Raw genomic sequence first — 24,358 nt, forward strand, 5'->3', positions numbered from 1 at the left:
ATCCAATCGAAAGAATCATTCTCCCGGGTCTGGACTCTCACTTTGGGGCAGGCTTAGGCTGTAGTCGATCGTCGATTCATTCGGTGAGCTGGGGGGTGTTAAGCATGACCATAGCGGCTTTGTCGTGGTCAGCGTTGCGCCCTGTGCGCCCGGCTCTTTTTGCCGGTGCTGCTGCTATTGCCTGGCTGGCTGTGTCGGCGCCGGCCGCCGACGCCGATAATTCGCACCAATCCGATCCATTTGGCGGCCGTATCTCCTCGGCGGTCTCGTCCGTCGAAGGCAGCACGGACAGTGTGGCGGGCAGCGTCGGTGCGCTGGTTTCCTCAAATGCACACCAAGCCCGAGCTGCTGCTCAACCCACACTGGCCATAGCTCCGCTCCCACTTCCGGCCGTCGATCCGGCAGCCCTCCCGGCATCATTGCCGGTAACGGTTGCGCCGGCTCCGGCTGAACAGCCGTCCATCGGTACGGCTCCGCCAACAAATCCACCTCCTTCCGTGCCAGCGGTCCCAACACCCGTGGCCGTCGTGGCTCCCGTTGTGGGAGACGTTGTCGAGCCTGTTGACGCTGCCCTTGGCGGACTGCCCCTGGCAGAGGCACTTCCCGGCGACGGAGTGGGCGGCGTAACCGATCCTGTCGCCTCTGCGGTTGCCGGCGCGCTGACGGACCCAGCCGGAACTGTCGCGAAACCGGTGTCCGAGGTTGTGAAGCCAGTGACCGATGCCATGAGCCCGGTGCCTGAGGCCGTACGCCCGGTAACTGAAGTCCTGCCTGTCGAGCTTCCTGTCGCGCCGGTCTCTGATGTGCTCACGCAAACACCGCCTCTGATGGCTCCGACAGCTGCGCCGGTCGCGGACGTCAAGGCGGGCCTTGTCGTGGTTCCCGAGCGGCGGCCTCTGATTAACCTCGCCGATACAGGACGAGTTCCCGCAGGTCCCGTGGCCGTGTCTGGCATCGCTGCCAGGCCCTCCGTGGTGTCTGCACAGTATGTCCAGCCTGCCGCCGGATTCCCTGCGCATTCGAGCCACCCGGTTGCGCCGAAAGCCGCCAACCACCAGGGGCCTGCCCCGAAGCTTCCCGCTGGCGGAGACTCGTCATCCGGTGGAGACGGTACGCCGTCGCCCGAAGCGCTGCTGCCGTCTCCGGCCTCAGGCTCGGGCAGCGGCCCGTCCTCCGGCGGCCCTTCTGCTTCGGCCGCCTGGCTAAACAGCCCCTTTGAATACCTGCCGCTCATGGGCTTTGTCCCTGTCAGCGGACCCCTTCAGCACGTTCCTTCGCCGGTGGCCATCGACCCCGGCTCCTCTCCTGACTAGTTGGGCCCTTTCTGCCTCCCCGGGGCAGACACACGGCCAATCGGGTTGCCCTGAGCGCCTGACAACAACTTTTCAGGAGACACCACAATGCACCAGACAATACGCAGGGGCCTATTAGGCACCCTCTTCGCCGGGGGGCTTCTTGCGCTCGGCGCAACCGCGGCGAGCGCGGACACCACTGCCACAGGCGCGGTCAACATCGCGTCTGCAACCGCTTCGGCGGACCTTAATGCTTCGACGTCGCTGGGTCTGCTGGGTGGCCCAGCGCCGTCGAATTCTTCCGCGGTGAGCGTTTCTGCCGACCTCGGCCTCAACAGCGGTACGTCGAACAGCGGTACGTCGAACGGCGGTACGTCGAACGGCGGTACGTCGAACGGCGGCACTGCCGCGGCGGCACCAGACGCGACGGCCCTGGTAGACGTCAACCTCGGCGGGACCGGCACCGGAGGCGGTACGGCTGTTCCAGCCGCTGTTGCCACGGCTGCGGTGGACGTGAACATCGGCAACACCGCAGTGACCGGAACAGACACCACCGTCCCCGCCGCCGACGTCGCAGCCGCCGCGAACGTCAACCTCGGCAACACCGCAGTGACCGGAACTGGCACAACGGTTTCCGCCGCCGACGTCGCAGCCGCCGCGAACGTCAACCTCGGCAACACGACGACGGGCACCGGGACAACCGTTCCCGCCGCCGCCGTGGCAGCCGCCCTCGACGTCAACCTCGGCAACACCGCAGTGACCGGAACTGGCACAACGGTTCCCGCCGCCGCCGTGGCAGCCGCCCTCGACGTCAACCTCGGCAACACCGCAGTGACCGGAACTGGCACCGGGACAACCGTCCCCGCCACCGACGTCGCAGCCGCCCTCGACGTCAACCTCGGTAACACCGCAGTGACCGGAACAGACACCGGGACAACCGTCCCCGCCACCGACGTCGCAGCCGCCCTCGACGTCAACCTCGGTAACACCGCAGTGACCGGAACAGACACCGGGACAACCGTCCCCGCCACCGACGTCGCAGCCGCCCTCAACGTGAACCTCGGCAACACCGCAGTCATGGGGAACGGCACTGACGGCACCCTCGCTGACGCCCTCGTCGACGTTAGCCTCGGTAATAACAGCGGCACCGGAACAGGCAGCACCACGCCTGACCTGTCCGGCGTCGTCGACGTCAACCTGGGCAACACCGGGTCTCTCGGAAATGGTGCTGAAGGCACCGTCGATTTGGGCCTCGGTACGGGAACTGACACGTCTGTAAATCTGGGTGTCGACCTCGGCATCGGACTTGGCGCAGGAACTGTGACGGCGCCTCCTGCCACTGATCCGGGTGACGGAACCGGCAACGGCTCTGATCCGGGTGAAGGAACGGGAACGGATGGCACCACCGGCGCCGACGGCACGGCAACCGGGACCGACGGGACCGACGGCACTGACGGCACCGGAACCGGGACCGACACCGCCGGCGGATCCGCAACGGGTACGGGCAGTGGCACGGCGACCGCCACGACGGGTGCCGCCATCCTGCCTGCCGGCTCGCTGACCACGGGCGTCTCCGCATCGGAAAGCACGGCAACCACGGCAAACATGGCCAACGGAAACGTAGCCGCCGCGCAGCAGACGCTCGCCAATACGGGAGCCGATGCTGGGTTGCTGCCGATCGCCCTGGTCCTGCTCGCCATCGGCGCACTTCTGGTGATCCGCAGGAAGAAGGCATAGCAGTCCGGCCTCTGCCCCGACAGGAATAGCCGCCTTTCGTCGGCGGTCCGCATCACGGCAGTCCTCGGGACTGTCGGATGACGGGCCGCCGGCGAAGCCGCGCCCCGTCAGCACGGCTCCTCACGGGTCCGCGTCGGGCCGCTCCCCACGCACCAGACAACGGCGTCAATTACTAAGTAAACGTATTACCCTTAACACCGAGCCAGAGCTGATAAGGATGGCAACGTGTTAGAAGAAACGCCCACCGGGGTGACAACGGATGTACTGGGCGGGCGTTACCGGCTGGGCGGGGTGATCGGCCGCGGCGGCATGTCGTGCGTCTACGCGGCCCGGGATCAGAATCTGGGCCGGGAGGTGGCACTGAAGCTCTTCACGCCTCACGCCGCAGAAGCCGATGAACTCAAGCGGCAAGAAGCCGAGATCCGGCTCCTGGCAACGCTGAACCACCCCAGCCTCGTCACTCTTTTCGACGCCGGCGTGGACACCCGCGTGCCGGAACAGCCCAGGCCCTTCCTCACCATGGAACTCGTGGACGGGCAGGACCTGCGCAGCCGCCTCCGCTTCAGCCGCGTTCCGCTCGACGAACTGTCCGTCATCGGCGCCGGGATCGCCGACGCCCTCGCCTACGTCCACGGGCTGGGCATCATCCACCGCGACATCAAGCCCGCCAACATCCTCCTCGTCCAGGTTCGTCCCGGCGAGCCGGTGCGGCCCAAGCTGACAGACTTCGGCATTGCCAGGATTGTGGACGGCACCCGGCTGACCGCCACCGGCACCATGGTGGGCACGGCTGCGTACCTAAGCCCCGAGCAGGCCATGGGCTCGCCGCTTTCGCCCGCCTCGGACATCTACTCGCTCGGCCTTGTGCTCCTGGAATGCATAAAGGGCACTGTTGAGTATCCGGGCAGCGCGGTGGAATCAGCGGTGGCGCGCTTGCACCGGGCCCCCGAAATACCTGATGACCTGCCCACGGAATGGCAGCACCTGCTGGCCTCCATGACCGCTCTCGACCCGCTGGAGCGGCCCTCCGCCGCGGACCTGGAAGTGGCCCTACGGCATGCACTGGTATCTCCGGAGTCAGCCCCGGCGGACTTGACCGAGGAGCACACCCGCGTTCTCCCCGCGCTGCCGGCCCGGCCGCCGTCGATACTCCCGGCCGGGCTTTCGGAAACGCAGCCCACCGCCAAAACAACAGCCAATACTCCCGCCGGCCCGAACATCACAACGGTTGGAGCGAAGAGGCGGCGGGCCTTCCGCCTTGGCGCCGCACTTGCGGCAGCCGTCCTGCTGGGCGGCGCGGCGGCGATGACCGTCGCTGCCAACTCAGCTGTAACGCCCGCCGTCGTCCCCTACCCCAGCGTCACCGGCACCTTGGGCGACCATCTCGTGGAGCTGCAAAGGAGCGTTCAACCATGAGCCCACGCCAGGCACCGGCAGCGTGGCGGCGTGCGCTGGCCATCCTCACGGGATGCATGTTGGCAGCAGGACTCGCTGGCTGCGCCGGCGCGCCGGAACTCGAGGCAGACGCGGCCGCAAAGCTTCAACAGCGCGTTCTGGAAGTCAGCAAGGCTGCAGCCGGAAGCGACCCCGCCGCCGCCTTGAAGTCCCTGGACCGGCTGTCCTCCGAACTGGATGCTGCGGCGGCTGAAGGGCAGGTTTCCTTCAAACGCCACCGGAGCATCACGGCGGCTATCACTTCTGTGCGGACCGACCTTGCGGCAGTCCAGGCCGCCAGGAAGGCTGCCGCCGATGCAGCCGCGCAGGCCGCGGCAGCCGCCTCCGCGAAACCTTCACCGACAACCGCGCCGGCAGCCGTGGTCCCGCTTCCAGCCCCCGCCCCCGCCCCGGTTCCCGCGAACGGCGGAAAGCAAGGCAACGCGGGCAAGGGCAGCCCGGGTGGAAACAAGGACAAGGGTCCCGGCAAGAACAAGGACTAGTCCCCCGGGACCAGTCCCTGTTCTTCAACACGCAGGACGGTTCCTCGCCCGTCAGGACGTTTGTCCGCCCGTCAGGAAGTTGCTGCCGGGAAGCGCTCCCACGCCCGGTGGGAAGCCAGCAGCTCCTGGATCTGCGGAACCACCTGCTCGGCGCTGTCGCCCAGCACCACCCCGGCCGCGTCGTCCCGGATACTCGCCGCGGCCGCACCGGCGGAGCCTGATCCCCACGCCCCGATGGCCTTGGCATGGCGGAAGGCCTCGGACAGCAACAGCACGACGCGGGGATCAAGGGATCCACCGGGGTCACCGGCTTCGGCGTCCAGCCCCTGCTCGGCGTCGTCCGCCGGCGCTCCGGAGCCCGCCACAATAACCGCGTCGAACTCGGTTGAGCGGGCGGTGAGGTAGGTCCGCTGAACCGGGATGCCGCCGTCGCCCTCTCCCCCGAGCGTCCCACCGGACGGTGCGATCACCAGCGGTACGATGCCGGCGTCGTCGAGCGCCTTGCGGGCGTCCCGGATGGCTTCGAGGTCGCTGGACCCGTCCGCCACGATCCCGACGACGCGGCCCGCGACCGGCCAGGACCTCCCCAGTTGCGACAGGGCAGGGCTGGTCTGGGCGTCCGGCACGTCCTCGGTGCCCTCGGGAGCTGGCATGCCCAGCCCACTGGCCACCGCGGCGCACAGCGAGGCGTCGATGTTGGCCAGCGCGAGCAGCTGGCGCTCACGGACCGTCTTCTCGTAGCACTTGCCCAGCTCGAACGTGTAGGCCTGGATCACGTGGTCCCGCTCCACCGGCGTGAGGCTGCGGAAGAACAGCCGGGGCTGGCTGTAATGATCGTCGAAGGAGGCCGGATTCTTCCGCTGCTTGATGGCTTCCGCCACGGCTTCCGGCACATCGACGAAGGCCCCGACGTCCGCCCCAGCCTTGAACGGGCAGCCGCCGTCGAGGGAATTGGGCCGGTAGGGCGCCACCCCGGCGTGGACGGCGGTCTGGTGCATGCCGTCGCGTAGCATGTCGTTCACCGGGGCCTGCGGACGGTTGATGGGGATCTGAGCGAAGTTCGGTCCGCCCAGCCGCGAAATCTGGGTGTCGAGGTAAGAGAACAGCCTGACCTGCAGCAGCGGATCGTTGGTGACGTCGATGCCCGGCACGAGATGCCCTGGGTGGAAAGCCACCTGCTCCGTCTCCGCGAAGTAGTTGACCGGGTTGGTGTTGAGCGTCATCAGCCCGATCGGCTGGACCGGGGCCAGTTCCTCGGGCACAAACTTGGTGGGATCCAGCAGGTCGATTCCCTCGAACATCTGGTCCTCGGTGTCCGGGAAGGTCTGGATGCCCAGCTCCCACTCCGGGTAGGCGCCGGCCTCGATCGCGTCAGCCAGGTCCCGCCGGTGGAAGTCCGGATCCATGCCGTTGATGATCTGGGCTTCCTCCCACACCAGGGAGTGCACGCCCTGCTTCGGCTTCCAGTGGAACTTGACCAGCGTCGTGGCGCCCTCGGCGTCGACCAGGCGGAACGTGTGGACGCCGAAGCCTTCCATGGTCCGGTAGGAACGCGGGATCCCGCGGTCCGACATGTTCCACATGGTGTGCGCCTGCGCCTCGGTGTGCAGGGACACGAAATCCCAGAACGTGTCGTGGGCGCTCTGGGCCTGCGGGATCTCGCGGTCCGGATGCGGCTTCGCGGCGTGCACAATGTCCGGGAACTTGATCCCGTCCTGGATGAAGAACACGGGAATGTTGTTGCCCACCAGGTCGTAGGTTCCCTCGTCGGTGTAGAACTTGGTGGAGAATCCGCGGGTGTCCCGAACGGTGTCGGCAGAGCCGCGGGAGCCCAGGACCGTGGAGAACCTGACGAACACCGGAGTTTCGACGTCCTTCGCGAGAAAGCCTGCCCTGGTGATATTGGCGGCAGTGCCGTACGAACGGAACACGCCGTGGGCCCCGGCGCCCCGGGCATGCACCACGCGCTCCGGAATCCTCTCGTGGTCGAAGTGGGTGATCTTCTCCCGCAGGTGATGGTCCTGGAGCAGGATGGGTCCCCGCGGACCGGCCTTCAGCGAGTGGTCGGTATCCGCCAGCCGGAGGCCCTGCGCTGTAGTCAGGTACTGCCCGGACTGCGCCCGGGAGTGTTCCGGCGCACCTGTGGGGCTGCCGGTCGGGGACACCGCTTCCGGCCCCTGCTGGTCCGGCTTGGGCGGCAGCGGTTCCCGCGGCGTAGTGGGTTCGACGACGGCGGGTTGCTCGCCTGCCGGTGCTCCCGGAATGTTGATTGCTGTTTCTTCAGGCACAGAGATGATCCTTTCCGAAGCGGCGGCTAACCGGACTCGGCATTGGGGCGCTGGGCACCCACCGAAAGATAAGCCTGCTTAGTACCCTATGAAACCCGGTGGTCACCACAACCACAGTCCGTCATTTAGGCGGCCTGCGCTTCATAGTCAGCAGACTTACTTCTCTCTTCAAATGCCGGCGGCTTCCGGCTACGTTGGAGGTGTTCCATCCGAACAAGGGCAATCAGAACCACGGGTCATCCGCCCGTACGCTGAAGGAGTGAACCAAGCATGGCAACTGTCCAGGAATCGATCACTGTCGATGTTCCCGTACGCCAGGCCTACAACCAATGGACCCAGTTTGAGGATTTCCCGAATTTCATGAGCGGCGTGGACGCCGTCCGTCAGCTTGATGACACCACTGTTCATTTCGAAACCAGCATTGCCGGCGTGAAGCGTGAGTACGACGCCCAGATCACCGTCCAGCAACCGGACCAGCGGGTCACGTGGGAGAGCCTGAACGAACCGCGGAACTCGGGCACCGTGTGGTTTGAGTCCCTGGAAGCCAACCAAACCAAGGTCAACGTGGAACTGACCTGGGAGCCCGAATCCGCGATGGAGAAGCTCGGCGCAGCCACCGGTCTTGATTCCCGGCAGGTCGCAGCGGACCTGAGGAAGTTCAAGAAGTTCATCGAGGAGCGGGACACGGAAACCGGCGCCTGGCGTGAAAGCGTCAGCGGCGGCGATGTGGAAGGCGACACGGGCTCGGCGACGGCCGGCGTTGGCGCTACGGCAGCCGGTGGCAATGGCGACCCCGGCGCGGACATCGGCTACTCGGAGGCGGCTGGCATGGACGCGGTTCCGGGCCGCAGCTACGAGTCCGGCGACGCCTACGACGCCTCGGCAACGGAACGGCCCGTGGATACGGACCCGGACATGGCCGTCGACGCGCCCTACGGGGACACCGACGCCGGCGAGCCGCGGACCGAAACCCGGCACACGGACACCCGCCGCGACGACATTCCCGACCGGTAGCCCACGGTTCCCGCTCGTCCAAGCAGCCGCCGGTCCCAGCAGGGACAAAAACGCCCCGCCACTCAAACGAGTGGCGGGGCGTTTCCTTGGCTCGGTATCGAAGCCGGGAGCCAAAAAGTTAGCTCAGGCTGGCGACGATCTTGTTGAGCGTGGCGGACGGCCGCATGACGGCGGCAGCCTTCTCGGCGTCGGGGCGGTAGTAGCCGCCGATGTCCACCGGCTGGCCCTGGGCCTCCAGCAGTTCGGAAACGATGGCTTCCTCGTTGGACGTCAGTGCGTCAGCAACCGATGCGAAGGCGGCTGCCAGTTCGGCGTCCTCGGTCTGCTTGGCCAGTTCCTGTGCCCAGTACTGCGCCAGGTAGTAGTGGCTGCCGCGGTTGTCGATTTCGCCGACCTTGCGGCTCGGGGATTTGTTCTCGAGCAGGAACGTGCCGGTGGCGCGGTCCAGGGTGTCGGCCAGGATCTGCGCGCGGGGGTTGTCGGTGGTGTTGGCCAGGTGCTCGAAGCTGACGGCCAGCGCCAGGAATTCACCCAGGCTGTCCCAGCGAAGGTGGTCTTCCTTCAGCAGCTGCTGGACGTGCTTCGGGGCCGAGCCACCGGCACCGGTCTCAAAGAGCCCGCCGCCGTTGATCAGCGGAACGATGGACAGCATCTTGGCGCTGGTGCCGAGTTCCAGGATCGGGAACAGGTCGGTCAGGTAGTCGCGCAGCACGTTGCCGGTGACGGAGATGGTGTCCTCGCCCTTGCGGATGCGCTCCAAGGTGAAGGCGGTAGCCTTCTCCGGGGACAGGATCTCGATCTGCAGGCCCTCGGTGTCGTGCTCCTGCAGGTATTCGCGGACCTTCTCGATGAGCTTGGCGTCGTGGGCGCGGGTCTCGTCCAGCCAGAACACTGCCGGAGTCTGGGACGCGCGGGCGCGGTTCACGGCCAGCTTCACCCAGTCGCGGATGGGCAGGTCCTTGGTCTGGCAGGCACGCCAGATGTCGCCCGGGGCAACTTCGTGCTCGATCAGGACGTTGCCTGAGCCGTCCACCACCTGGATCTTGCCGGGGACCTGGGCCTCGAAGGTCTTGTCGTGGCTGCCGTATTCCTCGGCAGCCTGGGCCATGAGGCCGACGTTCGGAACCGTGCCCATGGTGGTGGGGTCGAAGGCGCCGTTGGCGCGGCAGTCGTCGATGACAACCTGGTAGATGCCGGCGTAGGAGCTGTCCGGGAGCACCGCCAGGGTGTCTGCTTCCTTGCCGTCCGGGCCCCACATGTGGCCGGAGGTGCGGATCATGGCGGGCATGGAGGCGTCAACGATGACATCGCTGGGGACGTGCAGGTTGGTGATGCCCTTGTCGGAATCGACCATGGCGATCGCGGGGCCTTCTTCGAGGCCCTTCTTGATGGCGGCCTGGACGCCTTCGCGGACGTCCTCGGGCAGCTCGTCCAGTCCGTTGAGGATGGAGGCGAGGCCGTTGTTGGGGCTGAGGCCTGCCGCTGCGAGCTGCTTGCCGTAGGTGTCGAACAGCTCGGAGAAGTAGGCCTTGACGACGTGGCCGAAGATGATGGGGTCGGAGACCTTCATCATGGTGGCCTTCAGGTGTGCGGAGAAGAGCACGCCCTCGTCCTTGGCGCGGGCTACCTGTGCTGCCAGGAATTCGTCCAGGGCGGCGGCGCGCATCACGGTGCCGTCGATCACTTCACCGGCGAGGACCGGGAAGGCCTTCTTCAGGACCTTGACCGTGCCGTCCTCGCGGACCAGCTGGATTTCGATGGTGCCGTCGGCCGGAACCACCACAGACTTTTCGTTGGAGCGGAAGTCGCCGGCTTCCATGTGTGCCACGTTGGTCTTGGACTCGGGAGTCCAGGCACCCATGGAGTGCGGGTTCTTGCGGGCGTAGTTCTTGACCGACAGCGGCGCACGGCGGTCCGAGTTGCCTTCACGCAGGACCGGGTTTACGGCGGAGCCCTTGATCTTGTCGTAGCGGGACCGGATGGCGGTCTCTTCGTCGGACGTGGGGTTGTCCGGGTAGTCCGGCAGCTTGTAGCCCTGGGACTGAAGCTCGGCAATGGCGGCCTTCAGCTGCGGCACGGATGCGCTGATGTTGGGCAGCTTAATGATGTTGGCTTCCGGCTTCTTCGCCAGTTCACCGAGTTCTGCCAGTGCGTCGCCGATCTGCTGCTCTTCAGTGAGGTAGTCGCCGAAGACGGCGATGATGCGCCCGGCCAGCGAAATGTCGCGGGTCTCCACCTGCACACCTGCCGTGGACGCGAACGCCTCGATGATCGGCAGGAACGAATATGTGGCCAGCATTGGCGCTTCGTCGGTGTGGGTATAGATAATTTTGGCCATGCTCGGGCGTCTCCCTGAAGGTCGGCTTGTATCTGGTATTCCGGCTATTTCACCAACCTTTAACTTACCCGAGGTGAACCGGATGAACCTTACCCGGACGGCCCGATGCCCTTGAATGACCCCGTTCCCGTGTCTTCGCTCACACTATCCATTGTCCCCGGCGCCGTGGACCTCTAATCTTTCTCTCATAAAGAAATACCGCTTCGGCGGCTGAACCCAGTTGGAACCCCTTGCGGCAGGGGCAGATCAATCAGTCACCCGGCGTGCCTCCAGGGGCCCGCCCCACCTGATAGGTAGGACCGCAATGACGAGCAAAAAGACTCTGGCTGGCAGCCTTCTGGGCCTTTCCACAGGGCTGCTGCTGGTATTGAGCGCCCTCGGCGGCGCCACAGCCTCTTCTGCAACGTCGCAGGACTCAACCCAACTGCAGGTCGCAAGCACGCCCGCGTCCAGCCCGCAGGGCTACTGGACGCCCGAGCGCATGCGCGCCGCCGTCCCCGGCGATGTACTGGCCGCCAAGGCCGTGGCCCGGCAGGACAACAAGGGCCCCTCCGCGGCTGCCGTGGAGTCGGGAGCGCTAACGAGATTCGCCGGTACCGCCCCGCAGACCACGGTAACCACGGCCCTGCACGCCAACGAAGCGCCGGTGAAGCACGTCGGCAAGGTCTTCTTCACCCTCGCCGGAAACAACTACGTCTGCTCCGGCAACTCGATTTCCGCCGACAACAAGAGCCTGGTGGCCACCGCCGGCCACTGCGTCAATGAGGGACCGGGCGCCTTCGCCACCAACTGGGTCTTCGTTCCCGGGTACATCAACGGCACGGCCCCCTACGGCCAGTGGCCGGCCCGCTCCCTGCACGCCGCACGGAACTGGACCTCCGGCGGCGACATCCGGTACGACACCGGCTTTGCCGTGGTGGCCCGGGTGGGAGGCAAGTACCTGGCCGACGTGGTGGGGGCATCCGGCGTGGAGTTCAACCAGTCCCGCGGCCTGACGTACAAGTCCTTTGGCTACCCGGCCGCGGCCCCGTTCACCGGCCAGACCCTGGTCAGCTGCACGGGCACGGCCAGGGACGACACGATCAACCCCCAGTTCAATTCGCAGGGCATAGCCTGTGACATGACGGGCGGCTCCTCGGGCGGCCCGTGGTTTGCCCAGGGCAGCAACCCGGACGCCGTAAGCGGGGCGGACGGCTTCCAGAATTCCGTCAACAGCTACGGGTACGGAACGAGTTCAACCACCATGTTCGGGCCGTACTGGGGCTCGACCACCATGAAGGTCTACGACAGTGCACAGAAGAAGTGAGGAAAATGCGGGTTCCGCTGACGCTGCGGTGAGCCACAGCGTCAGCCAGACGCCCGAAGAGGTCCTGGCCTACTGGACCCCGGAACGGATGGCCGAAGCTGTTCCCAGGGACATCCGGTTGCCGGTCCCGGAGGAACGGCAGCCCGAAACTGACGAAAGCTAGACCAGGTTAAAGCCCGACGGCGGCCGTCCCCTTAAGGGGGCAGCCGCCGTCGGGCTTTGCATTCTTAGTGAAGCTTTGCTGGGCCCACGCCGCCCGGGTTCCCTAGCTGAGCGCAGCGAGGTTAGGGCGGGGGGATTAGTGGAAGAAGTGGCGGGCGCCGGTGAAGTACATGGTGATGCCCGCAGCGTTGGCCGCCGCGACGACTTCCTCGTCACGGACCGAACCTCCAGGCTGGACCACGGCCCGCACGCCGGCGTCGATCAGGATCTGCAGGCCGTCGGCGAAGGGGAAGAACGCGTCGGAGGCTGCCACCGCGCCGCGGGCGCGGGCAGGGGCGCCGCTGGCGTTCGCGTTTGAAGCCCCGCCGGCGCCGTCGACGTCGGACTCAACCTGGAGGCCCAGTGTGTTGGCCCGCTCAACGGCAAGCTTGCAGGAGTCCAGGCGGTTGACCTGGCCCATGCCGATGCCCACCGCTGCACCGTTCGAGGCGAGCAGGATGGCGTTGGACTTGGCCGCGCGGCAGGCGGTCCAGGCGAAGGTGAGGTCGGCTAGCGTGGCGTCGTCGGCTGCCTCGCCGGCGGCGAGCGTCCAGTTGGCGGGGTTGTCGCCGTCGGCGTCCACCTTGTCCGTGACCTGTACCAGCACGCCGCCGGAGACCTGGCGGATTTCAGCCGGGTAGCGGCCGTAGCCCTCGGGGAGGGACAGCAGGCGGATGTTCTTCTTCTTGGAGAGGATCTCCACGGCCTCGGGCTCGAAGCCGGGGGCGATGACCACCTCGGTGAAGATGCCGGCCACGGTTTGGGCCATGCCGGCCGTCACCGTGCGGTTCGCGGCGATGACGCCGCCGAAAGCGGAGACGGGGTCGCAGGCGTGGGCCTTGGCGTGGGCATCGGCGATCGGGTCGGCGGCGTCGGCGGACGCCACTGCCACACCGCAGGGGTTGGCATGCTTGATGATGGCCACGGCGGGCTCGGCGAAGTCGTAGGCGGCGCGGAGTGCTGCGTCGGCGTCCACGAAGTTGTTGTAGCTCATGGCCTTGCCGTGGATCTGGTCCGCCTGGGCGATGCCTGCCGGGGCTGCCTTATCCACGTAGAGCGCGGCCTGCTGGTGCGGGTTCTCACCGTAGCGCAGCACCTCGGAGCGTTCCAGGGCCAGGCCGGCGTAGGCGGGCCAGTCAATGACGCCGTCACCGTCCTCGTCGAGGAACTGGCTGGCGGTCCAGGTGGCCACGGCAGTGTCGTACGTAGCGGTGTGCGCGAACGCCTTCGCTGCCAGCCGGCGGCGGGTCTTGAGGTCGAAGCCGCCCTCGGCGGCCGCGCGGACCACGTCGCCGTAGAATGCCGGGTCCACCACAATGGCGACGGCGGCGTGGTTCTTCGCAGCGGAGCGCACCATGGCGGGGCCTCCGATGTCGATCTGCTCCACGACGTCGTCCTGCGCGGCGCCGGACTTCACCGTCTCCACGAACGGGTAGAGGTTCACCACCACGAGGTCGAAGGCCTCGATCTCCATCTTGGCGAGGGTTTCCATGTGGGCGGGGACGCGGCGGTCGGCGAGGATGCCGCCGTGGACGCGCGGGTGCAGGGTCTTGACCCGGCCGTCGAGCATTTCCGGCGAACCGGTGACTTCTTCGACTTCCTGGACCGGAATGCCGGCCGCGGCGATCTTCTTGGCGGTCGAGCCGGTGGAAACAATTTTGACGCCTGCTGCGTGCAGGCCCTTGGCGAGCTCCTCCAGACCGGTCTTGTCGTATACCGAGATCAGGGCCCGGCGAATGGGAACACGGTCAAGCTGCGTCAAGCTCACGAAAGTCTCCGTCTTTATCTCGCGGTTGGTGTGCCGCGGTTGGTGGGGATACGGCCCAGTTTATCGTGTCGACGGGCCCTCTCCTGCTGGCGGTCCCAGTGTGAAGACCCCGGCATCCCCCGGCCTTCTGCCCCAGCGCGGCCAGGCGTTCCGGCCCCGGTGCCCCGGGGCCTTCCGGGGCCTTCCGGGGCCTTCCGGGGCCTTCCGGGGCCTTCCGCACCGTAAGGTTTAAGCAGGAGGCCGAGATGAATATTTATACCGCTGTGCCCAGTGGCGAGCAGGTAGTCCAGGAACTGCCTTGGCGCTGGAAGGTTCAGGGCCGGATCTTCGTGATCGGCGGCCTCGGATTCATGTTCGACGCCTGGGACGTCACCCTCAACGGCATCCTCATTCCTTTGCTGTCCACACAGTGGAGCCTCACCCCGGGCGAGGCCGGCTGGATCGGCACGGCAAACCTGATCGGGATGGCCGTGGGCGCCTTCATCTGGGGCACCATCGCGGACACCATCGGGCGCAGGAAGGCCTTCACGGCCACGCTGCTGATCTTCTCGGTCTTCACGGTTCTCGGTGCCTTCTCCCCGGACTTCCTCTGGTTCTGCGTCTTCCGCTTCATGGCCGGATTCGGCCTGGGCGGCTGCATTCCCGTGGACTACGCGCTCGTGGGCGAATTCACACCCCGAAAGCAGCGCGGCAGGGTCCTCACCGCCATGGACGGCTGGTGGCCTGTGGGTGCGGCGCTCTGCGGCTTCGTCTCCGCCTGGCTCGTTGCCGCCTTCGCGGACTGGCGCCTGACCATGCTAGTTATGGTGCTGCCTGCCCTGCTGGTGTTCTGGATCCGGCGCAGCGTGCCCGAGTCGCCGCTGTTCCTGATCCGCAAGGGCCGCCGCGACGAAGCGGCCCGCGTGATTGACGGCCTGGTCGAGGCCACCGGAGCCGAGGCCCGCGCCTACAGCCTGCCCGAGCCGCAGACAGTGCCGCGGCTTTCCGCGGGCAGCGCGTTACAGCAGCTGCGCGGGGTCTGGCAGTTCAACTGGAAGATCACCGCCGCCGCATGGGCCCTGTTCATGAGCATCCTGCTGGTTTACTACCTGTCCCTCACGTGGATGCCGCGGATCCTGATCGGCGCCGGGTTCGCCGAATACAAGGCGTTCCTGACGACGGCGGGGATGGCCGCCGTCGGGCTTCTGGGCGTCATCGCGGCAGCGCTGCTCGTGGAGCGCGTGGGCCGCAGGTGGCTGCTGGCCATCACCGGGCCACTGTCCGCGCTTGTCCTGGTGGTGGTGGCGTTCGTGGTGGATGTGCCCGCCGCCGCGGTCTTCTGGCTGCTGGTGTTCGGGTTCGTGGTGCAGGTGGCCATTCCGGTGCTCTACACGTACGTTTCCGAGCTGTACCCCACGGAACTGCGGGGCAGCGGCTTTGGCTGGGCTTCAACGTTCTCGCGGCTGGGGGCAGGCTTCGGCCCGCTCATCTTTGCGAACTATTTCTGGCCGCAGCTGGGCCTGGCAACGTCGTTCGCCCTCGCCGGCGCACTGGTGGTCCTGTCCGTCCTGTGGATGGCGTTCTTCTCCCCCGAAACCCGCCAGCGCCGCCTCGAGTAGCGCTCCTCTTCTCCCCAACTGACYCGCAGTTGTTGTCGTTTTGAGCCCTCAAAACKACAACAACTGCGAGTCAGTTGGGCTAGCGGCACGTTGGCCTGTGGATAACCGCCGAAGCAGGTTTCAGGTTTGCGACCATGGTCCCGTGAAGATTCCTCAACCTCTTCCCGAGCCGCTTGCCCTGGCACCATTCACGTTCCAGGAAGCGGTCGACGCCGGTGTCAGCCTGAGGCGCTTGCGGCACGGTTCGCTGTACTCACCCAGCCGGGGCATCAGAGTGCCCACCTACGGAACCAGCCGGGGGTTAGCGCCGTTCCCGCCGGAGACAATCCGGCCATTCACGAGGGTGACCGAGTTTTCGGCTGCATCCCACGCCACCGCCTTTACCTTCTGGCAGTTCCCTGGGTTCCTCCCCGGTCAACGGGATCCGCGTGTCCATATCTCCCGGCCGGATACGATGGCCATTCCGCGCCGCACGGGCGTCGTCGGTCATGTGGGACAGTTCTTCGACGACGAAATCGTTTGCGTGGATGGACTGCTGGTGACAAGCAGAGTCCGTACCTGGCTGGACGTCGCGCGGAAGATGAGTGTTGATGAGTTAGCTGTGGTGGCGGACCATCTCCTGCGAGTTCCCAGACCCGAGTTTGAAGACAGGACGGAGCCGCACTCCACGCTGGAGCAGTTGGCCGACATGCTGGACAGGCATAAAGGTACACCGGGCATCCGGAAAGCCAGACTCGCCCTCGACTTGGCGAGGGTCGGTGCGGATTCGGCGCCGGAAACGCGGCTACGGCTGGCGCTGGAGCAGGCTGGCCTGCCGGAACCGCAACTCAATGTACGCACCGAACTCTGTCCCGGCGTCGTACGTCAACCCGACCTTGGCTATCCCGAACAGCGGGTGGCGGCCGAATACGAAGGTGAGGGCCACTCGGGAGCCGAGCAGATCGTCCGTGACATTGCCAGGGAGGAGGACTACAGCCGCGCCGGCTGGCTGCTTGTCAGGATCTCCAAGCGCCACATGCGGAATGATGCTCGGGCCGCCATCGCGAAAGTCCGCGCCGCGCTACTCAGCAGGGACTGGTCACCCAASTGACTCGCAGTTGTTGTCGTTTTGAGGGCTCAAAACGACAACAACTGCGRGTCAGTTGGGTACGTGCGCGGCGGCGAGGGACGTCAGGGTGGAAACCAGCAGCCGGCGCTCCACCACCTTGATCCGTTCGTGCAGGGATTCCTCGGTGTCGCTGTCCTCGATGGCCACGGCCTCCTGCGCGATGATGGGCCCCGTGTCCACGCCGGCGTCGGCCCAGTGCACGGTGCAGCCCGTGACCTTCACGCCGTAGGCCATGGCGTCGCGGACCCCATGGGCGCCCGGAAATGATGGCAGCAGCGCGGGGTGCGTGTTGAGGTATTTACCGTCGAACGCGTCAATGAACTCAGGGCTCACGATCCGCATGAAGCCTGAGGACACCACCACATCCGGCTGGTACGCGGCAACCGCTTCGGTCAGCGCGGCGTTCCACTGCGCGCGGTCCGGGTAGCCCTTGAAGTCCACCACGAACGTGTCAATACCGGCGGCAGCAGAGCGTTCCACGCCGTACGTCCCGGGGCGGTCCGCGCCCACCGCGGCGATCTCCACGTCCAGGTCCCCGGCTTGCACGGCGTCGATGACGGCCTGGAGGTTGGAACCGGTTCCGGAGACGAGGACTACTATGCGCATTGCTCAAGCTTAGGCGGCTGCTCGCGTAGGCTGGAAAACATGAACCCCACTCCGGGCCCCCAGGGGTCGCAGCGGACCGCGCGTCCGCTCAGCGAGGAGGCCAAAGCCTCGCTCCAGAAGACGCACACGCTGTTCCGCATGTTCATCGTTGCCGTGCTGGGCGCCTTCTTCGTGTTCCAGCTGGACATCGCCTACCTGTGGCTCACGGCCATACTGACGGCGGCGGCGCTCGTGCTGGGGATCGTGGTGCTCATCCGGGCGGTCCGGTTCAGGGAATCCAGGCTGGTCCTGTTCGGAACGATTTCCGGCCTGGTGGTTTCGGCCGTGATGGTTCTCCTGGTCCTGACCTCGGCGCTGTTCTTCAACCAGGTCCGGGACTTCCAACACTGCTCCCGCCAGGCATTGACGAGCAAGGCAAGCACGGAGTGCTTGGCCCAGCTGGAGAACTCACTGCCCGGCCCGCTGCAGCAGCCAGTCCGCTAGGGCTCGCGAACCAAACGGCGCGCCGAGGTTACTTGCTGCTCGGGGCCGCCCCCACGTCGGCGGTCCGGAGCTGCCGGCGTTCCAGCCACGGTCCCGCTGCGTAGCCAATTACGACGCCGATTCCGACTTCCGCGGTAAGCCAGACTGCCGTCCACAACGGGTCCGGGCCGATGTCCCTGAGGCGGCCGATGCCGGCCGAGCCGCGCGCCAGCCAGGTGAGGGCTGCCGCAAGCACGCCAGCCACGGCCCCGATGATGAGGGCCAGGAAAAGCGTGGACGCGGCCGCGGTCAGCCAGCGGACGTTGACCTTGATGGACAGCCATTCATCGAAGTGGTTTTCACCTTCGCGCAGGAACCACCAGCCGGCCAGCACTCCGGCGAGCACGGGAACCACCAGCGCCACCAGCCCGAAATGCAGGGGGCCGGCCGGGATCGCCGCAAAAACGGGGATGGTCGGCAGCGGTCCCACGGCGGTGCCCAGCGGACCCACCTGCGAACCTGCGCCCAGCGCAAATCCCGAGCCGGTCAGCCAGGCGAGGGCGAATACCGCCAGGTTGGGAAGAAAGCCGAGCTGCGCGATGGTGAGTGCCGCGCCTCCCACGGGTCCGGCGTCGAGCGCTTCATAGACCGCCACCACGAGGTTCCAGTGGATGAAAAGGTCGACGGCCAGCAGCGTTGCAGAGATGGCGAGCGCCGCGATAACGGCCACGAAGCCCGCTTTGGCTGCGGAGGCCAGGTACGAACCTGCCCATCGCGAGTGCTGGCTGGTGCGGGAGATCCAGTCAACGGCATCGACGCCGATCAGCCGGCTCCACGAACCGGCCTCCCGCCGCGCGCCGATCACCATGCCGAGGCCGAACGGAACCAGCGGGAGTAGCCCGGCCCACCACAGGAAAACCGCGACGTCCTCGGTCCGGCAGATAAACCCGGTGGCGATGCCAAAGCCCGCATAAACCAGCCACGAGCCGAGCAGCGCCTGCCAAAGTTGGTCCGTGTACGACGCCCGGGCCAGGCGCCGGCCCGCCCGCCAGGCCAGAAGGAACGGGATAAGGGTCAGGCCCAGCGGAAGGAGCGTCAATGTGCCGGTCTCGGGCCGCGCGGCAGCGCCCTCCCCCACGGTGGTGAGATAAAGGGGTACCCCGTGGATGGCCAGCCAGGCCTGGCCCGCAAGCCGCGCCAGGGCCTCGAGGCCAATGCTCCCGAATCCTGAGGTCGCCCACACCGCAACGATGGGGGCCATGACCACCAGCGCCGAAATGATGGCCGCCTGCGCGGACTCGAGCCCGCCCTGCAGCCACAAGGGCATGGGAAGGCCACGGTCTCCGGTCTGGTCAGCACGCAGTTTCATCGCCTCCCATCGTGCCATGCGCGGCCCGGCTCCCCTGTTTTCGACAGGCTCAACGGCGCGGGAATATCAAACGCTAAGTGTGCCCGCGCCGGTCCACGGCAAGCCCAACGGCGAGCGCTTTTTCGGAGGGCCCGACGTAAAATTAGCTTGTCCGCATTCAGTGGTTGGAGGCAGAAAATGACTACCGCATCCCCACATGCACACGGCGTCCACTTTGGCAGGACTGACGTCCAGAACGCTGGCATGGGTGTAGGTACTGTCTTGATGGTGGCCGGTGTGCTCGGGTTCATCCCGGGGATCACCGCACGGTATGGCGAAATGATGTTCCTCGGGCCCGATTCGCACGCCATGGTGCTCGGCCTGTTCCAGGTATCCATGCTGCTCAACATCGTGCAGCTGGTCATTGGGGCAACCGGGTGGGGCATGTCCCGCGGCGAGATGGGCGCGCGGAGGTTCCTCATGGGCGCCGGTGCGCTGTACATCGTCCTTAGCATCTATGGGCTCAGTGTCGGAGTGGAGTCGGCGGCCAACTTCCTGTCGCTGAACATGCTGGACAACTGGACGCACATGGTGCTGGGCGTGCTGATGATTGCCGCCGGCTGGATGTTTTCACGGCATTCGGTCGAGGACAGGAAATAGCCCGGAACGCGAACGCCGGGAACTAGGAGCCGCGAATGAGTAGATATCTAATCTGAGTATTCGTACTACCGGTTGGTGCAGGCGGCCACGCAGAGTCGTGGGCGGCTGCACCAACTTTGCGTCCGCTCTTTCCTGGCCATGCGGGGGCAGTTAAAAGCCCGACTTGAAACGGATACGGGCGTAAGGCTCGCTGGGCAGATTCCCGGCAGTCCAGGGCTCCTCGGACGGTTCGGGGCGGACTTTGCCGCGCCCGTCGCGCAGGACGGCAACCACTGTGGCCGCAATGGCGACGACGGCTATTACGGCAAGCAGCACAAGGACGACGACGATGGATCCTGACATCCCTAAAGCACCTTCTGCTTCAATTTTATTGCGATTTAACGCACCCGCCAGCATGCGCGAATGATTTCCCTCTGGACGGAACCGGGCGACGGGCATATTCTGGCCTTCCATTGCGCTGGGGGGTGATGCAAATGGGCAACAGGGTGCGCTTACTCAAAACAACCATCCCGCGCGCCCTGCTGCTGCCCGTTCTCCTGGCAATGGCTTGGATTATTTGGGGCGCGGCATCCGCCGATGCAGCTTCCGGGGACACTGTGACGGCCGATTCACTTGGCGCTGGCTCCCTGAACACTGGTTCCCTCAATACGGGTTCGCTAAATGCGGGTTCGCTGAACACCCCGCCCGTGTCTGCCACCGCGAAGCCCGCAATGTCTGCTCCTCTCGCTTCCACCGGTCCCCGAGCGGCTCAGGCCACCAAGCTGCTGCCGGTCGTGCCTGCCCTGCCGGCGGCTCCCGGTCTCCCTACGGCAGTCACCAAACCTGTATCGACGGTGGTCGGCACAGTTGCAGGCGCCGCCGGAACCGTCGTTAGTGAGGCGTCAAGGGCGGTTACCACGGTGACCACCGCGACGGCACCCGTGCTCGGCAAGGTGGACAGCGTAGTCACAGCCACAAAAGGCGCCATTTCGTCCGTGCCTCAGCTGCCAGCAAAACCGGCGGGGCAGGTCATTCCGTCTGTTCCGCTCCCCGCCTTACCCGTTCCATCGGCGCCCGTCCCTTCCGTACGTGTCCCGACAGTGTCTGTTCCTTCCGTACGTGTCCCGGCGGTGCCCGTCCCGTCCGTCTCCGTCCCGTCAGTACCGGGGCTGGAACAGCCGGTGGCTCCGCAGCCGGGCATCGAGCCTTCGACGCCGGGTCCCGGCACCGGGGGCAACCAGCCGGATGTTGCTGCGCCGGCTGGTTACGCTTCGCGCCCGGCGGTTAGGCCGGGGACGACCCCTCGGAAGACCGCAGACGGGGCTCAGGCCGCAACATCGGTAGAGACAGTGCTCGAGGACATGCCGGCGACCGTCGCCGGCCTGCCGCTCGGCGGCACGGGCCTCTCGCTGGCCGAGCTTCAGATGACCACGCCCGAGCAGCGAGAGCTCGCAGTCGTCAGCGCCGCCGCACCCAAACCGCACCGCGACACGCCGCCCGGCGACAGCCATCTTCAGTTCTTTGCCGTGAGCGAGGGAGCCTCAGGGAACTCCTCCTCAGGTTCCGAGGGCTCCGGCGCACAGACCGCTGAAACGGCAGGAGATTGGGACCGGACGCCGCTGCGAGCCGGTGCCCGCGTGTTCGATCCTGCCCAGGACCTTCCTGCCAGCCCAGCCTCCGACCCGGGGTGTTCCCCCGACTGAACAGGTCAGCTCTGCCCATGTTCCGGGCAGAAACGACCGCCTGCGCAGTTCTGCGTATGGACCATCAGTTCAGTCAGGAGAAAATATCATGTCTACCCACGCCCCGCTGTCTGCTGCCCCCCGCCCGTCCCGTCCGCAGTCCGGAGTCCAGAACGGCCGGACCGGAAACTGGCCCGACCCCATGCGCGGCCGGATCGGAAACTGGCCCGACCCCATGTCCAGCGTCATCGGCAACTGGCCGGACCCGATGCAACAGCGACGCTAAGGATTGTCCCAGTCAAGCTCGAGTACAGTCCTGCCCTGCGATCGGACGCTGTTGGAAGCCAGCAAGGATAAGTGTCGCCGCGCGCGGCGCGGCGACACTTATCCTCTCCATGACTAGTCCGCCTCAGTTCGGGCTGGTGTCGCCCGATGCGTTTGACTTATGACCGGTGCCGGCTCGGCCCTGCGACTCCTGCGTGGAGTCCTGCGCAGCAACCTCGTCTGCCCCTGCGGGCAGTGCCGCCTCCGCGGGTTCTGCTGACATGTCCGCATTCGAAGCCTTCTGCACACCTTCTGTGGGCGCACCTTCTGTGGGCGCAGCCTCTGTGAGCGCCGCGCCTTTGGTGGGTGCACCGGCTACGGGAGAGTCCGCTTCCGCGGCGTCGTCTGCGGCTGGATCTTGGTTCCTGCCCGAGACGGCTTTGGCACGGCCGGGAAAGTAGCTGATAACCCGCGCCAACTCCCGGCTTAGGACGGTGCCCTCGACGACATCAGGGGGCAGCGCGTCCTGCTCGGCTTTCCGGGCTGCCTCCAGCGCCTGGCGGCCTGCTTCGGTAATGGATACCTCGTTGTGCCGCCTGTCCAGGGAACTGGACTCACGCGCCACCAGCCCAGCCGCCTCAAGGCGAACCAGAACCCTGCCGATGGACTGACTGCGGACCTTGATGTCGGCGGCCAACTCTTCCTGGTTCAGCGGCCCTTCGACGAGGCCCTGCAGTGCGATGACCGCGGCGTGGGTAAGGCCGAGTTCGGCCAAGGCCTGGTCCTGCCTGCGCTGGACAAGCCTGGCGGCCATGGACAGCAGCTGGTGAGGTCCCCACTGCTCCGCGTCAGGATTCGGGACCATCGGTTTTAACCTTCTTTCCCTTTGAGCCCCGGCCGGCAACGCCGCCAGCCTGAAATGCCGAGAACACCGGGGCCGGAAACCCCGGCCCCGGTGTGGGCAACGTCAGCGGCGGGTGTCGTCTACGCCGTCGGCCTCAATGCGCTCCTTGCGGACCTGTTCGTCTACCGTCACTTCGTCGGTGACGGTTTCCGTGTCCAGCCTGACCCGCTCAACGGGAACGGTTTCCTTGTCCACCACGGGACGTTCTTCGTGCAGGACCACTTCGTGTTCGGCTCCGCTGATGCCCGGACCGCTCCGGGCAGCGCCTTGGTTTCCTTCCGTGATCAGTTCACGTTCCAGCCGCACCTCCTCGCGCCGCACGGGAACTGTCCGAGTAACGTTTTCCGTCACCACGTATTTGCGCAGACGCGCCCGGCCGACAGCGTGCCTCTCCGTGCCGACATCCAACCGTTCCTCTGAACGGGTCATAGCGTCATCGTCGGCCGGTGCTGCCGTGTCAATACCAGCCCTGTCATCCGCCGCGCTGTACGTACCGCCGCCCCCTGCAGCAGCGAATCCTGCATCCCGCTCAGTGGCGGAAAGGCCGGCAGCTGACCTGCCCGGTGCGTCGCTGGTGCCGGCGGTGTGCCCGTTCCTGGCTTCGGTGTATGTTACCGTTCCGATCAGCTGGTAGTGCTCATAAAGCCGGTCCTCTTCTGCCGGATCAAGGTGTCCCTCCGCCTCCACGCGCGGGGCATCCCTAACCTGGTCCTTGCTGTAAGGGACCACAATGTCGGCTCCGTCAACGCGGGCACCTTCGAGGGGGATGAAGGACTCGGACGTACCGAAAAGGCCTGTGCGTACGGTGACCCACGTTGGCTGTCCGTTGTCGTCGTCGGCATAGACCTGGCCGAGAGACCCTATCTTGGCGCCGTCCGTGGAGAGAATGTTTCCGTTCTTGTTGAGCAGGTCGTCGATGTGTTCCTTGGCGAGCATTCTGTCTCCTTGGATGTTGACTACTTGTTCACTTTGGCTGTTCACGTTCAACCGGCGGCGGCGATGGGCCGCTACGGCGCCATGGCCACGAAGACCGGCAGGTGCCGTGCGTGGCGGGAATCCACCGTCGCGCCGTGGCAGGTCATCCGACCCCACACCTACACCCTAAGCATGCTTACTATCAGGTTGGCAAGCCTGCTTAGCTTTTTTCTTGGGATCAACCGCCCCCGGGCGCCCGGCAACCCGCGCCATCCTGCGGCACCCTACCCCCTCATGTCAGAACCAAGAAAGAAGGGGTGGGAAAGAATGACAAGCGTGCTTACTATTTATTAGTAAACATGCTTACCATTACATGCCAGCAACGCTGGTTCCTGTACAGCAGCTGCCCCTTTCGGAAAGAGAGAGCGAAGATGACTGAGAACCAATGGCCGCAGGATGAAGACCTCACCACTCCCCCGGTCACACAGAACCCGGCTTACGACCCCAGCACCACCGGTTATGGCGAAACTGGAGCGGGCACCGCCGGCTACGGCACCACCGGCGCAGGCACCTCCGACTACCCAGGCACCACGGGGTACCAGGATGACGCCTCGAAGAAGGACGTGGCGAAGGACGAGGCCGCGAACGTGGCGGGCCAGGCTGCCGGCGCCGCGCAGAACGTGGCCGAGACGGCCAAGACCGAGGCCAAGAAYGTCGCGTATGAAGCCAAGAACAGCGCCAAGGATCTGCTGCACCAGGCGAAGTCGGACCTCACGGACCAGGCCGGCACCCAGCAGGCCARGGCCGCCGAAGGCATCCGCACCATCTCCTCRCAGCTGCGCACCATGGCCGACGCSCCKGACCAGCAGGGGGTGGCCGCGGACCTGATCCGGCAGGCCGCCGACCGCTCCGAATCGGTCGCTTCCTGGCTGGACAACCGGGATCCGGGCT

General features: G+C 66.1%; 21 protein-coding genes and 1 pseudogene. 14 read left to right on the top strand and 8 right to left on the bottom strand.

The window, feature by feature from the left end; all coding sequences use genetic code 11:
- Positions 1-539: 539 nt before the first annotated feature.
- The 4 genes from AC1DFE_RS05565 (at position 540) to AC1DFE_RS05580 (ending at position 4,966) form a co-directional block, all read left to right on the top strand.
- On the top strand, positions 540-1,313 hold the full coding sequence (locus AC1DFE_RS05565) for a hypothetical protein (protein ID WP_476904906.1): 774 nt from the start codon (positions 540-542) through the stop codon (positions 1,311-1,313).
- Positions 1,314-1,400: 87 nt separating this feature from the next.
- A complete protein-coding gene (locus AC1DFE_RS05570; protein WP_476904907.1) occupies positions 1,401-3,029 on the top strand; it encodes a hypothetical protein in 1,629 nt (542 codons plus the stop codon).
- A gap of 225 nt (positions 3,030-3,254) precedes the next feature.
- Entirely contained in the window at positions 3,255-4,445 is a 1,191-nt protein-coding gene (locus AC1DFE_RS05575) for a serine/threonine-protein kinase (RefSeq protein WP_476904908.1), read from the top strand.
- On the top strand, positions 4,442-4,966 hold the full coding sequence (locus tag AC1DFE_RS05580) for a mucin-associated surface protein (RefSeq protein WP_476904909.1): 525 nt from the start codon (positions 4,442-4,444) through the stop codon (positions 4,964-4,966). The genes AC1DFE_RS05575 and AC1DFE_RS05580 overlap by 4 nt, the downstream gene beginning before the upstream one ends.
- A gap of 71 nt (positions 4,967-5,037) precedes the next feature.
- Here AC1DFE_RS05580 and AC1DFE_RS05585 read toward each other — a convergent pair whose 3' ends face one another.
- A complete protein-coding gene (locus AC1DFE_RS05585) occupies positions 5,038-7,254 on the bottom strand; it encodes a catalase (protein WP_476904910.1) in 2,217 nt (738 codons plus the stop codon).
- Between the two features lie 270 nt (positions 7,255-7,524).
- On the opposite strand from AC1DFE_RS05585, the gene AC1DFE_RS05590 reads away from it, so the two are divergent.
- A complete protein-coding gene (locus AC1DFE_RS05590) occupies positions 7,525-8,268 on the top strand; it encodes an SRPBCC family protein (RefSeq protein ID WP_476904911.1) in 744 nt (247 codons plus the stop codon).
- Between the two features lie 118 nt (positions 8,269-8,386).
- On the opposite strand, the gene AC1DFE_RS05595 is transcribed toward AC1DFE_RS05590, so the two are convergent.
- The gene (locus AC1DFE_RS05595) at positions 8,387-10,606 is read right to left on the bottom strand and encodes an NADP-dependent isocitrate dehydrogenase (RefSeq protein ID WP_476904912.1); all 2,220 of its coding nucleotides are present in this window, start codon (positions 10,604-10,606) and stop codon (positions 8,387-8,389) included.
- A 304-nt stretch (positions 10,607-10,910) separates the two neighbouring features.
- On the opposite strand from AC1DFE_RS05595, the gene AC1DFE_RS05600 reads away from it, so the two are divergent.
- Both AC1DFE_RS05600 and AC1DFE_RS05605 read left to right on the top strand, forming a co-directional pair.
- Positions 10,911-11,912 (top strand): trypsin-like serine peptidase, encoded by a 1,002-nt coding sequence (locus AC1DFE_RS05600; RefSeq protein WP_476904913.1) that lies wholly within the window; start codon positions 10,911-10,913, stop codon positions 11,910-11,912.
- Positions 11,913-11,940: 28 nt separating this feature from the next.
- Complete coding sequence (locus AC1DFE_RS05605; RefSeq protein WP_476904914.1) at positions 11,941-12,075, top strand: hypothetical protein; 135 nt, start codon at positions 11,941-11,943, stop codon at positions 12,073-12,075.
- A 135-nt stretch (positions 12,076-12,210) separates the two neighbouring features.
- Here the strand turns inward: AC1DFE_RS05605 and purH are convergent, their stop codons facing one another.
- A complete protein-coding gene (purH, locus tag AC1DFE_RS05610) occupies positions 12,211-13,881 on the bottom strand; it encodes a bifunctional phosphoribosylaminoimidazolecarboxamide formyltransferase/IMP cyclohydrolase (protein WP_476904915.1) in 1,671 nt (556 codons plus the stop codon).
- A 245-nt stretch (positions 13,882-14,126) separates the two neighbouring features.
- Here purH and AC1DFE_RS05615 point away from each other — a divergent pair, with 245 nt between their 5' ends.
- Positions 14,127-15,479: an MFS transporter gene (locus tag AC1DFE_RS05615; RefSeq protein ID WP_476904916.1), complete on the top strand. Its 1,353-nt coding sequence runs from the start codon at positions 14,127-14,129 to the stop codon at positions 15,477-15,479.
- A gap of 454 nt (positions 15,480-15,933) precedes the next feature.
- Positions 15,934-16,569: a hypothetical protein gene (locus tag AC1DFE_RS05620; protein ID WP_476904917.1), complete on the top strand. Its 636-nt coding sequence runs from the start codon at positions 15,934-15,936 to the stop codon at positions 16,567-16,569.
- A 48-nt stretch (positions 16,570-16,617) separates the two neighbouring features.
- On the opposite strand, the gene purN is transcribed toward AC1DFE_RS05620, so the two are convergent.
- Complete coding sequence (gene purN, locus AC1DFE_RS05625; RefSeq protein WP_476904918.1) at positions 16,618-17,193, bottom strand: phosphoribosylglycinamide formyltransferase; 576 nt, start codon at positions 17,191-17,193, stop codon at positions 16,618-16,620.
- A gap of 39 nt (positions 17,194-17,232) precedes the next feature.
- Between purN and AC1DFE_RS05630 the strand changes: the two genes are divergently transcribed.
- Positions 17,233-17,676: a hypothetical protein gene (locus AC1DFE_RS05630; protein ID WP_476904919.1), complete on the top strand. Its 444-nt coding sequence runs from the start codon at positions 17,233-17,235 to the stop codon at positions 17,674-17,676.
- A gap of 28 nt (positions 17,677-17,704) precedes the next feature.
- Here AC1DFE_RS05630 and AC1DFE_RS05635 read toward each other — a convergent pair whose 3' ends face one another.
- Complete coding sequence (locus tag AC1DFE_RS05635) at positions 17,705-19,024, bottom strand: cell division protein PerM (protein ID WP_476904920.1); 1,320 nt, start codon at positions 19,022-19,024, stop codon at positions 17,705-17,707.
- A 177-nt stretch (positions 19,025-19,201) separates the two neighbouring features.
- Here AC1DFE_RS05635 and AC1DFE_RS05640 point away from each other — a divergent pair, with 177 nt between their 5' ends.
- Positions 19,202-19,663: a DUF4383 domain-containing protein gene (locus AC1DFE_RS05640; RefSeq protein ID WP_476904921.1), complete on the top strand. Its 462-nt coding sequence runs from the start codon at positions 19,202-19,204 to the stop codon at positions 19,661-19,663.
- A 150-nt stretch (positions 19,664-19,813) separates the two neighbouring features.
- Here AC1DFE_RS05640 and AC1DFE_RS05645 read toward each other — a convergent pair whose 3' ends face one another.
- Entirely contained in the window at positions 19,814-20,005 is a 192-nt protein-coding gene (locus tag AC1DFE_RS05645) for a hypothetical protein (RefSeq protein ID WP_476904922.1), read from the bottom strand.
- Between the two features lie 986 nt (positions 20,006-20,991).
- On the opposite strand from AC1DFE_RS05645, the gene AC1DFE_RS05650 reads away from it, so the two are divergent.
- Both AC1DFE_RS05650 and AC1DFE_RS05655 read left to right on the top strand, forming a co-directional pair.
- Complete coding sequence (locus tag AC1DFE_RS05650) at positions 20,992-21,345, top strand: hypothetical protein (RefSeq protein WP_476904923.1); 354 nt, start codon at positions 20,992-20,994, stop codon at positions 21,343-21,345.
- 88 nt (positions 21,346-21,433) lie between these two features.
- Positions 21,434-21,610 carry a hypothetical protein gene (locus AC1DFE_RS05655; protein WP_476904924.1) on the top strand — a complete coding sequence of 59 codons (177 nt, stop codon included), beginning with the start codon at positions 21,434-21,436 and terminating at the stop codon, positions 21,608-21,610.
- A 123-nt stretch (positions 21,611-21,733) separates the two neighbouring features.
- Here AC1DFE_RS05655 and AC1DFE_RS05660 read toward each other — a convergent pair whose 3' ends face one another.
- Positions 21,734-22,453: a MarR family winged helix-turn-helix transcriptional regulator gene (locus AC1DFE_RS05660; protein WP_476904925.1), complete on the bottom strand. Its 720-nt coding sequence runs from the start codon at positions 22,451-22,453 to the stop codon at positions 21,734-21,736.
- A gap of 102 nt (positions 22,454-22,555) precedes the next feature.
- Positions 22,556-23,428 carry a PRC and DUF2382 domain-containing protein gene (locus tag AC1DFE_RS05665; protein WP_476904926.1) on the bottom strand — a complete coding sequence of 291 codons (873 nt, stop codon included), beginning with the start codon at positions 23,426-23,428 and terminating at the stop codon, positions 22,556-22,558.
- A 410-nt stretch (positions 23,429-23,838) separates the two neighbouring features.
- On the opposite strand from AC1DFE_RS05665, the pseudogene AC1DFE_RS05670 reads away from it, so the two are divergent.
- Positions 23,839-24,358, top strand: a pseudogene (locus AC1DFE_RS05670) (hypothetical protein); the annotation flags it as partial.

This window comes from Arthrobacter sp. 05T423 (assembly GCF_056396245.1).